Source organism: Bradyrhizobium sp. Leo170 (genome assembly GCF_004296405.1).
Lineage (GTDB): Bacteria > Pseudomonadota > Alphaproteobacteria > Rhizobiales > Xanthobacteraceae > Bradyrhizobium.
In genome coordinates this window covers 1-2,668 of record NZ_PSRR01000592.1, presented here as the reverse complement: position 1 = coordinate 2,668, position 2,668 = coordinate 1, and the positions used below count along the sequence as shown (strand labels likewise).

3 protein-coding genes are annotated in these 2,668 nt (G+C 63.4%); all 3 read left to right on the top strand.

Going from position 1 to position 2,668, the window contains the following annotated elements; all coding sequences use genetic code 11:
- Nucleotides 1–228 precede the first annotated feature (228 nt).
- The 3 genes from CWO89_RS42855 to CWO89_RS42845 all read left to right on the top strand — a co-directional run bounded on the left by CWO89_RS42855 (nucleotide 229) and on the right by CWO89_RS42845 (nucleotide 2,443).
- The gene (locus CWO89_RS42855; protein ID WP_130584221.1) at nucleotides 229–843 is read left to right on the top strand and encodes a ribonuclease D; all 615 of its coding nucleotides are present in this window, start codon (nucleotides 229–231) and stop codon (nucleotides 841–843) included.
- A gap of 170 nt (nucleotides 844–1,013) precedes the next feature.
- Nucleotides 1,014–1,751 carry an LPS export ABC transporter periplasmic protein LptC gene (lptC, locus tag CWO89_RS42850; protein WP_130584220.1) on the top strand — a complete coding sequence of 246 codons (738 nt, stop codon included), beginning with the start codon at nucleotides 1,014–1,016 and terminating at the stop codon, nucleotides 1,749–1,751.
- Nucleotides 1,748–2,443, top strand: a complete 696-nt coding sequence (locus CWO89_RS42845) for an LptA/OstA family protein (protein ID WP_130584219.1) — start codon at nucleotides 1,748–1,750, stop codon at nucleotides 2,441–2,443. The genes lptC and CWO89_RS42845 overlap by 4 nt, the downstream gene beginning before the upstream one ends.
- The last annotated feature ends 225 nt before the right edge of the window (nucleotides 2,444–2,668 follow it).

Sequence of the window (2,668 nt, the reverse complement as noted above, 5' to 3'; positions counted from 1 at the left end):
CCATTGGAACGGCCCCGGGTTACGCTGGCGCTTCACCCGGGCTACGCCCCCAAGGGATGGCCGGCGGGCTCTCGTCGGTACTGGCTGCGGGCACCGAGGAACTCCGCAAAACCATGGCAAATAGCTCGTTTTATTGCGGTTTGTGGCTGTTCTAGCGCTCGCCTCCTCGCGCTTTGGAGGCTAGTGTCGCGCCTCGAATCGAACTTTTTTGACCTGAGGCACGCTTTCATGACCATCCGCCTGCACCGCGGCGATTTGCCGGATCTGTCCCGCTACAAGGATGCCGTTGCGATCGACACCGAGACCATGGGGCTCAATCCGCATCGCGACCGGCTCTGCGTGGTGCAGATGTCCAATGGCGACGGCACGGCCGACGTCGTGCAGGTGCCGATGGCATCAGCCGATGCGCCGAACCTGAAGGCGCTGCTCGCCAATCCGAACATCCTGAAGATCTTCCACTTCGCGCGGTTCGATCTTGCGGCGCTCTACAATGCCTATGGCGTGATGCCGACGCCGGTCTACTGCACCAAGATCGCTTCCCGCCTCAGCCGCACCTATACCGACCGCCACGGACTGAAGGACTTGGTGCGCGAGGTGCTCAATATCGAACTGTCGAAGCAGCAACAATCGAGCGACTGGGGCGCGCCGGCGCTGAGCGAGGCGCAGCTTGCCTATGCCGCGTCCGACGTGCTGCATCTGCATGCGCTGCGCGAGAAGCTCGATGCGATGCTGGCGCGCGAGGGCCGCACCGAACTGGCGAAAGCCTGTTTCGAATTCCTGCCCACCCGCGCCCGGCTCGATCTCGGCGGCTGGGAAGCCGAAGACATTTTTGCGCATTCCTGAACCTGTCCGAGGCCGGCGCGGACGCCCGAAAGGCGTTCGTCCGCCCCGTTTCGGTCACACTCGTAACGCGAGTGTGCGGCGGCCGCGATGCGACGTCCCGGCTGCGCAATCCGGCGGTCCCGGGTAGAATGATGTAAGCTTTTGCCAGACTTCGCGCCCTTGGAGCAGCGGTGAATTCGATCCAGAGCCCAGCCTATCTAGCCGGCCTCGAGGCGCGCTTTGCCGCCGCCGAGCGCCACAGCCGGATGGTGCGGATCCTTCGCATCGCGGTCCCCGCGGCGGTGGTCCTGTCATTGCTCGCGATCGTCGGGGTGTCGGTCTTCAATCCGTTCCGCATGTTGTTGCCGAAGCTGCCGGTCGACATCGGCAACCTGGTCGTCTCCGGCACCAAGATCACGATGGAATCGCCGCATCTCGCGGGCTTCTCCACCGACCAGCGCCCGTACGAGCTCTGGGCCAAGGCGGCGATCCAGGACCTCACCGACCCCGATCACGTCGAGCTCCAGACCCTGCGCGCAAAGATGCTGATGGAAGACCGCTCCACGATGACCATGGATGCGCGCACCGGCTTCTACGACAGCAAGCAGCAGCTCCTCGACCTGCGCAAGGACATCTTCCTGCAAACGTCGACCGGCTATGAGGCCAAGCTTTCGCAAGCCTTTGTCGATATCAACAAGGGCACGGTGACGTCGGACGAGCATGTCGACGTCAAATTGCTGAACGGCACGCTGACCGCCGACAAGCTCCGGATCTACAACAACGGCGAGGTCGTGCGCTTCGAAGGCAATGTCGTGATGAATTTGATCATGGATAATCCGCCGGCGCAGGCCGAAGCGGAGCCGGCGCCCGCACCTGCACCGCCACCGAAGACGCGCTCGGGCTCAAGCAAATCCGCCAACACGAAATGATCTTCATGAAGCAGTTTTCTTCGCGCGGTGTTGCAGCGGCGGCCTTCGTACTCGCGATGATCGCGCCGGGTTCGGTGCGCGCGCAGAGCGCAGTCTCCGGCGTGCCCAACGCCATGCAGGGCTTTACCCAGAATCGTGACCAGCCGATCCAGATCGAGGCGGCGGCGCTCGAGATGCGCGACAAGAAAAAGGAAGCGACATTCTCCGGCAATGTGAAGGTGGTACAGGGCGACACCACGATGACGTCGAAGACGCTGGTCGTGTTCTATGAATCGAATTCGGGACAGGGCCAAGGCACGCCGCCGCCATCGAACGCCAAAAGCGCAAAATCGGCGCCGATGCAGTCGGCCCAGCCGGGGCCGGGTGGCAGCTCCTCGATCAAGCGGCTGGAGGCCAAGGGCAACGTCGTGGTCACCCAGAAGGATCAGGTCGTCACCGGGGAGACCGCGATCTTCGACACCAAAGCCAATCTCATCACCATGCTCGGCGGCGTCGTGCTGACGCAGTGCAAGAACGTGCTGCGCGGCGACAGGCTGCTGGTGGACATGACGACCGGCGTCTCGCGTGTGGAATCCGACGGCGGCAGGGTGCAGGCGCTGATCCGGCAAGGACAGGGCGGGCAGGGCGGCGGTGGCCAGGGGGGCTGCCCGCCGCAGCCCGGCAGCCCGTCGCCTTCCAGTAAGTCGAAATAAATCAATAGCTTACTGAATATCTTGAGGCGGCGAGGTTGAAGCCGGCGGGGCGAGACTGTATCTAGGCGATGATCCGGAAAAATGGGAACCGGTTTTCCGAACAGAGAGTGGACGTCCGGTGGTGGAACGCGCCTGGGGGTGGGCGAGCGGTTCCGCAGGACAAGGGCATCCACGCATTCAAGGTTCGCGAGCTAATCGATTAGCCCGCGGGCGTAGTCCCCGGGG